General features: G+C 65.6%; 6 protein-coding genes. 4 read left to right on the top strand and 2 right to left on the bottom strand.

Annotated elements, in window-relative coordinates; all coding sequences use genetic code 11:
* Both IEY33_RS18950 and pilC read right to left on the bottom strand, forming a co-directional pair.
* The coding region (locus IEY33_RS18950; protein ID WP_188964862.1) for a TnsA-like heteromeric transposase endonuclease subunit at positions 1-755 on the bottom strand (755 nt) is incomplete at its 3' end.
* Between the two features lie 947 nt (positions 756-1,702).
* Positions 1,703-2,923, bottom strand: a complete 1,221-nt coding sequence (gene pilC, locus IEY33_RS18945; protein WP_188964861.1) for a type IV pilus assembly protein PilC — start codon at positions 2,921-2,923, stop codon at positions 1,703-1,705.
* A 61-nt stretch (positions 2,924-2,984) separates the two neighbouring features.
* Here pilC and IEY33_RS18940 point away from each other — a divergent pair, with 61 nt between their 5' ends.
* The 4 genes from IEY33_RS18940 (at position 2,985) to gatA (ending at position 6,695) form a co-directional block, all read left to right on the top strand.
* The gene (locus IEY33_RS18940; protein WP_188964860.1) at positions 2,985-3,602 is read left to right on the top strand and encodes an L-threonylcarbamoyladenylate synthase; all 618 of its coding nucleotides are present in this window, start codon (positions 2,985-2,987) and stop codon (positions 3,600-3,602) included.
* 11 nt (positions 3,603-3,613) lie between these two features.
* Positions 3,614-4,171 carry an SMC-Scp complex subunit ScpB gene (gene scpB / locus IEY33_RS18935; RefSeq protein WP_229671169.1) on the top strand — a complete coding sequence of 186 codons (558 nt, stop codon included), beginning with the start codon at positions 3,614-3,616 and terminating at the stop codon, positions 4,169-4,171.
* Positions 4,172-4,357: 186 nt separating this feature from the next.
* Positions 4,358-5,119, top strand: a complete 762-nt coding sequence (locus IEY33_RS18930; protein WP_188964859.1) for a DUF4388 domain-containing protein — start codon at positions 4,358-4,360, stop codon at positions 5,117-5,119.
* Between the two features lie 91 nt (positions 5,120-5,210).
* Positions 5,211-6,695, top strand: coding sequence for an Asp-tRNA(Asn)/Glu-tRNA(Gln) amidotransferase subunit GatA (gene gatA / locus IEY33_RS18925; RefSeq protein WP_188964858.1), 1,485 nt, complete (start codon positions 5,211-5,213; stop codon positions 6,693-6,695).
* The last annotated feature ends 251 nt before the right edge of the window (positions 6,696-6,946 follow it).

Here is a 6,946-nt window from a genome sequence, read left to right as displayed (position 1 = left end):
TAGACTGATCTCAGCTCGTGACTGGCAGAAAGAGAGCCCGATAAGAATGAGCGCGAGTGGCCCGATAAGCTGAGCGGCGGGGGCCAAGCTGGCGAGCGCACGCACCGAGTCCAGAGCAGGTGAAACAGTACCGGACGGACAAGCACTTCAGGACGGGCACGTTCGCAGAGATCGTCGAGGCGGATCGGCTGGTCACAGGCGCGCAGCAACTGCGGTGCCAGGTCGAGGAAGCCGTACGGACGAAAGCGGAAGCCGCCCAGGAATCGCAGATTCAGGTTCATGGCCGTCAGGGGTTCGGACCACGTCTCGTAGTCCCAGCCGAGCGCATCCGCAAGAGACTGCGCTGCACTGAACGCCCGTACGGCCTGCGGGGTGCTCACGTAGGCTTTCGTCCGGACATTCATCAGCAGGTTCCGCTGACACTGCCGTTCAATCAGGAAATCTGGGTAGTGGACATAGTTCTTCCCGTTGAAGCTGAACTTCAGCATGATCGGCTGAGCGGCCACCTGAAGGACAGAGCGCTGATGATCAAGGAAGCGCAGGGCGTCCTGCTCGAGGCGGCTTTCAAAAATGACGTGCTGGCCAGTGGTTTCGAACAGGTACTTTCCGCCCAGGTGCAGTTGACCCTTGTAACTGCGGGGAATCCGGACAGGGGAGATGGTAGATACCGGGACCCGGAGAAGATCAGTGACTGGTGCGTCTTCTGTGATCCCTCCCGGGTTAGTGACGTATGACACGCTGTAGAGTTGCGTCATGGTCGTGCTCCTTCAGGGGTGTGGGACCGTCGTACAGCCAGGATCCTGTTCGACCGGGGGCCTGGCTGTATTGCTGTCCGCCCAATACGCTGTGGGCGTAAAGGTGGTGGAAGTGTAAATCGGTGACGATCAAAAAAGCAAGCACTGTAAGTGGCAAACAAAAGTGATTTTAGGCCTGATCGGGTTTCATGCGTCCAGTATGAACAAAATGCGATTTCACCTCCAAAGACGAAACCAGGATACTTTGCCACTTACAGTGAAATAATCAAGATACTTTGCCACTTACAAATTCACGCGAAGCGGGCCAGTGCCGTTGATCGGGATCATGGTCGGAACAGTCGTAGCGTCCGTCCAAGACTCAACCGCCTGGTGACATGGACCGCTTCCAAGACAACGTTCGCCTGAGCGATAAGCCACGTGCTGCGTGTATACGATGCTCTGAAATCGCCGCAGGATTCGGTCCCGATGTTGGCACAGCCCTTGCTGCGCGCTGTTCAGGAGCGTGATATCTCATCCGTCTTGCAGCAGGGCAAGGCGCACTGTCTTTTATCCCGACCCGAGGAAATCAGCGAGGACCACTGAGGGAATACCACGGTAGAAAGGGAAGAGTGCAGGGAAAACATATGCCTTCAACCAGGGAGGGCCGAATGAACAAATTCCATGGAAAAAGCCCTCCCAGAGCGATTATGCATCGAGGAACATCACCGGGAGAGAAGAGTGGCAGTATACATTGATTTTTGGCAAACAAGATTCAACCCGTCCAGAACAGTGTTCTTCCCAAAATCATGTTCAATATACTTTGCCACTTACAGCGATGCCGCAAGGCGCGAAAGCCGTGTTTTTATCGTGCAGGAGGGAATAAAACAGAGGGACGCTGGTGGCATCCCTCTGTTTTTGACTGGCAATGTATATTGATTTTTGGCAAACTATCCCGCCGTCCTACACCTTCATTTGCTGAGCTGGCCGATCACGGCGAACATCGGGAGGAACATGCCGGCCACGATCAGGCCGACGATCACACCGAGGAAGACGATCATGACGGGTTCGATGGCGGCGGTGAGGCTGTCGACGGCTTCGTCCACTTCACGTTCGTAGAAGTCGCCGATCTTGCCGAGCATGTTGTCGAGCGCGCCGGTCTCCTCGCCGATGGAGACCATGGAGACGACCATGGGCGGGAAGATCTTGCTGCTGGCGAGGGAGCCGCTCATCTGTTCACCGACCATGACGACGTTGCGGGCGTTGTCGATGGCCTGTTCGACCACGGCGTTGTCGGCCGTGCCGCGCGTGATTTCCAGGCTCTCGATGATGTTCACGCCGCTGCTGAGCAGCAGGCCGAAGGTGCGGGAGAAGGACGCGATGGCGGTGCGCTGCAGGAGCGGGCCGAGGACGGGCATGCGGAGCTTGATCGTGTCGATCTGCATGCGTCCGACAGGCGTCGCGTAGTACCTCCGGTACGCGAACACCAGGACCGCGATGATGGCGAAGAGGACGAGGGTCCGGTGCTGCAGGAAGTCGGAGACGGCGATCAGGCCTTTGGTCAGGGCAGGCAGTTGTCCGCCGAGCTGATTCAGGATGCCCGCGAACTGCGGGACGATGGTGGTGAGCAGGAAGTACGTGACGCCGAGCGCGAACACCAGCACGATCACCGGGTAGGTGAGCGCACTCTTGATCTTGCCCCTGAGGATCAGTTCCTTTTCCTGGAAGCCGCTGATGCGTTCCATGATGGCGTCGAGCGTGCCGGAGGTCTCGCCTGCCCGGACGAGGTTGATGTAGAGCTTCGTGAAGACCTTGGGGTGCTTGGCGATCGCCTCGGAGAAGGGCGTGCCGGCCTCGACGTCGGTACGGATGGTCTGCAGGACCTTCTTGAAGGCGGGGTTCTCCAGCTGCCGCTGCATGATCGCGAGTGACTGCACGAGCGGCACACCGGCGTTGATGAGGGTCGCCATCTGCTTGGAGAAGACCGTGATCTCTTTCAGTCCGGGGGGGCGGTCGGACAGGAAGGGGATCTTGATGTCCGCGTTCATGCCGGTGCGGGGCGCCTTGATCTCGACGATCATGAGGCCCTTGGACCGGAGGTTGTCGCGGACCTGCGCCAGGCTTTCCGCTTCCATCTGGGAGCTCATGATCTTGCCACCCTGGTCGCGGACGCGGTATTCAAAGACAGCCATACCTCAAGTATACGGGCGGGGTCTTGCAAGTTGCTTACGTTTCTTCTCAAATAGAAGGCCGATGTCCGACCTGTCCCGTCCGTCCCCGCTGCCGCCCGCTCTGCTCGACCGCGCCGTGCGCACCCTGCGGGCGGGCGGGGTGGTGGGGTTTCCGACGGAGACGGTGTGGGGTCTGGCGGCGGACCCCGCGTCGGGCGGGGCGGTGGGTCGCCTGTACGCGGTGAAGGGCCGGGAGGCGGCGAAGCCGGTGCAGCTGTCGTGCCTGGATGCCGGGGTGGCGCTCTCGTGGGCGCGGGCCGGGCAGGAAGGGCTGGAGGCGCTGTCGGTGTTCTGGCCGGGGCCGCTGACGGTGCTGGCGTGGGCGCGGGAGGGTGTGCCGGAGTGGGTCGCGCCGGGCGGCGTCGTGGGGTTGCGCGTTCCGGCCCATCCGGCCGTGAGGGCGCTGCTGGAGGGCATGGGCGGGGCGCTCGCGACGACGAGCCTCAACCCGAGTGGCCTGCCGTCCGCGCGGACGTTGCCGGAAGCGGAGCGGTACGGGCTGGCGGACGTGCTGCTGCCGGACGGGCCGGGCGGGGCGGTGGTGTCGGGCGAGGCGAGTACGGTCTTCGATCTGCGGACGAGGACGGTGGTGCGGGTGGGGGCCGTGTCGCTCGCCGAGGTGCTGGCGGTGCTGCCTTGACCCTGGAGCCGGTGGCTGCGCCCTCCGGGCTGAACACGGCGGAGCGGCAGGTGCGCGAACTGCTCGGCGCAGCGCTCCTGGCGGCGGGGCGTCCGCTCACCCTGCCGGAACTCGTTTCGCTGCTGGGACTGGACGCGGCTGGCGTGGAGGCGCTCGTGGCGCGGTACGACGCGGCGCTGCAGCACCTGGGGGCGGGCTTCCGGGTGGAGGCGGTGGGGGGCGGGTACCGGCTGGTCGTGCCGCCGGAGCGGGCGGCGCTGCTGTCGCCGATCATGGCGCCGCCCGCCCTGCCGTCCCTGTCGGGCGCGGCGCTGGAGGTGCTGGCGATCATCGCGTACCGGCAGCCGGTCACGCGCGCCGAGATCGAGGCGATGCGCGGCGGGTCGGCGAGCACCGTGCTGACCCTGCAGGAGCGGGAACTGGTGCGCGTGGCGGGCCGTTCTCCGGCGGTGGGTCAGCCGCTGCTGTACGCGACGACGGCGCGTTTCCTGATCGAGTTCGGGCTGAACAGCCTGTCGGAGCTGCCGGAACTGGACGCCGAGAACTTCAGCGGCCTGCTGCGCGGCTGACGCGTCCGGGCCGGTGGTGGGCCGGGTTGTGAGAAGCGTGTCAGGTCCGCTGGTGTCTGATGGACCTGTCCGCCTGCGGAGCGCCCGGTTTCGTTCCGGTGCCCGCGTGCGTCTAGACTGTCGTTCGATGTCAAGTTGTTCTCGTCTTTCCTGCCGTGCTTCCGTTGTTCTGTCCTCCCTGCATCCATGACCCGTTCCACATCCAGCCTCGAAACCTTTGACTTCCTGGAGCTGCTGTACATGCTCGCGGAGAGTCGCCGGACCGGTGTCCTGCGGGTGTACCGCGATCAGGAATTCCAGGCGTGGCTGCAGGACGGCCGCGTGATGCACGTGGAGTTCGGGGTGCTGCGGGACGTGTCGGCCCTCTCGGCGCTGCTGGCCGACCCGCGTGGGCGTTTCAATTTCGACGAGGGGCAGGTGCATCCGGACCCGCACCTCGACACCGACATGGATTCGCTGGCGATGGAGGCGCTGTCGGAGCTGCCGACGCCTGAACTGCTGCTGCAGGGTCCGGGCAAGATCACGTCGCCGGAACGCGTGGCGCGCATGCCGTGGAGCCTGTCGCAGGAACGCGTCCTGCGTGAGGTGGAGACGGGCACGCCGCTGCGGGAACTCGCGCGGAACCCGGAGGCGCTGGAGATGCTGTCCCGCCTGGCGCGGCTGGGGTTGCTGGTGGCGCGCAAGTCGCGGGTGGCTCGCCTGACGGTCGCCGTGACGCGGCAGGTGAAGGGCGTGGCAGTGGTGGACGAGACGATCATCCGCCGCTGGCGCGAGGACCTGGGTCGGCACTTCTCGCACATCGCGCTGCGCGACCCGCAGAACGTGGTGCATACCCTGCCGGTCACGGTGGGGTCCACGGCGGGCACGCAACTGATGCTGCCGCCGGAACTGCTTGTGCGGACGCGTCTGCATGTGGGTGACGCGGTCCTCGTCCAACCGGCCGGCTGAAGCGCCCTCTGTCCCGCGTGCCGGGTCCGGTCCGGGCGGGCCGTCTGTATAGGCCGGTTCCGGCGGTGGGCGGGGCCGTTACCATGTCTGCATGTCACTGCCGGAAGCTTCCCAGTCCAGTCCAGTCCAGTCCTCGGCCGCGCGTCTCGCCGAGCAGGTGTCGCGCGGCGAGGTGACGCCGCAGCAGGCGCTCGCGTCGGCCGTGGAGCGCGCCGAGGCGCAGCGGTCCCTGAACGCCCTCATCAGCCTCAACCCGCTCGCGCAGGAGCAGGCGCAGCAGGTCGCGGCCCGCGTGGAGGCCGGGGAGAGCCTGCCGCTGGCGGGCGTGCCGGTCGTCATCAAGGACAACCTGAACCTGCGCGGCACGGCCACCACCTGCGGGAGCCGCATGCTTCAGGCCTACGTGAGTCCCTACACCGCCACGAGCGTGCAGCGGCTTCTCGCGGCAGGCGCGGTGGTGGTCGGCAAGGCCAACATGGACGAGTTCGCGATGGGGAGCAGCACCGAGACGAGTGCCTTCGGCCCGACCCTGAACCCCTGGGACACGGTGCGCGTGCCGGGCGGCACGTCGGGCGGGAGTGCCGTGTCGGTCGCGGCAGGCTTCGTGCCGATCAGCCTGGGGTCCGACACGGGCGGGTCGGTGCGGCAGCCGGCGGCGTTCACGGGCGTGTACGGGTTCAAGCCCACCTACGGCCGCGTGAGCCGGTACGGGCTGGTGGCGCACGCGAGCAGTCTCGATCAGGTGGGGCCCTTCGCGCGGAGTGCGGCGGACCTGGCGCTCGTGATGGACGTGATCGCAGGTCATGATCCGCTCGACGCGACGAGTCTGGACGCGCCCACCGGCTTCCGGGACGCGCTGCGGGCCGGACTGCCGGAACGGCCGCTGCGGGTGGGCGTGGTGACGCAGGCGCTGGAGGGGAACACGCCGGGCGTCCTGGCGGCCCTGGAACGCATGCGGGCCGCGCTGGCGGGACTGGGCGCGCAGGTGGAGGAGGTGAGCCTGCCGGGCACCGAGTACGCGGTGGCCGCGTATTACCTCATCTCGACGCCGGAGGCGAGCAGCAACCTCGCGCGGTACGACGGTATGGCGTACGGCGCGCGGGCGGCGGCGGGCGACGTGAACGCTTCCATGGCGGCGGCGCGCGCGGCGGGGTTCGGTCCGGAAGTGAAGCGCCGCATCCTGATGGGCACGTACGCCCTGTCGAGCGGCTATTACGACGCGTACTACAGCAAGGCGATGCGCGTGCGTCAGCTCATCTCGCAGGAGTTCGCGTCGGCTTTCGAGCGGTTCGACGTGCTCGTCACGCCCACCAGTCCCTTCCCGGCCTTCCGGTTCGGGGAGCGCAGTGGCGATCCGCTCGCCATGTACGCCGCCGACGTGGACACCGTGGCGATCAGTCTGGCGGGCGTTCCGGCCCTCAGCGTGCCGATGGGGACGGAGACGGTGGACGGCGTGGCCCTCCCGGTCGGCATTCAGCTGATCGCGCCGACCCTGCATGACGCGCGCCTGATCATGCTCGCGGCCGCGCTGGAGGCGCGCGGGGACGTGCATCTGGAACGTCCGCCGTTGGCGTGACCAGGTGGGCGCTTGACAGTTGGCGGAGTGTCCTGTATCTTTTCTGAGCCTCCGAGCGAGGCAGCCGAAGAAAGCGAGAGCAGACGCGGCGAGGTGCATGAAAATCTGGTGACGCGAAACGAGGAAATACCACCTCACGCAGCTGCGGCAACGCAGCGGTGACGGTGTATGAATCAAATGAAGTGGTCAAGATAGTAAGGGTCCATGGTGGATGCCCTGGCACTGGAGCCGATGAAGGACGCGATTACCTG

Source organism: Deinococcus aquiradiocola, assembly GCF_014646915.1.
Lineage (GTDB): Bacteria > Deinococcota > Deinococci > Deinococcales > Deinococcaceae > Deinococcus > Deinococcus aquiradiocola.
Note: the sequence above shows the minus strand (reverse complement) of the source record. Positions and strands in the feature narration are given on the sequence as shown.

Bases quoted from the DNA above. Each gene is read 5' to 3' on its own strand.
- gatA (WP_188964858.1), top strand. From the start codon at position 5,211: ATGTCACTGCCGGAAGCTTCCCAGTCCAGTCCAGTCCAGTCCTCGGCC.
- IEY33_RS18940 (WP_188964860.1), top strand. From the start codon at position 2,985: ATGTCCGACCTGTCCCGTCCGTCCCCGCTGCCGCCCGCTCTGCTCGAC.
- pilC (WP_188964861.1), bottom strand. From the start codon at position 2,923: ATGGCTGTCTTTGAATACCGCGTCCGCGACCAGGGTGGCAAGATCATG.
- IEY33_RS18930 (WP_188964859.1), top strand. From the start codon at position 4,358: ATGACCCGTTCCACATCCAGCCTCGAAACCTTTGACTTCCTGGAGCTG.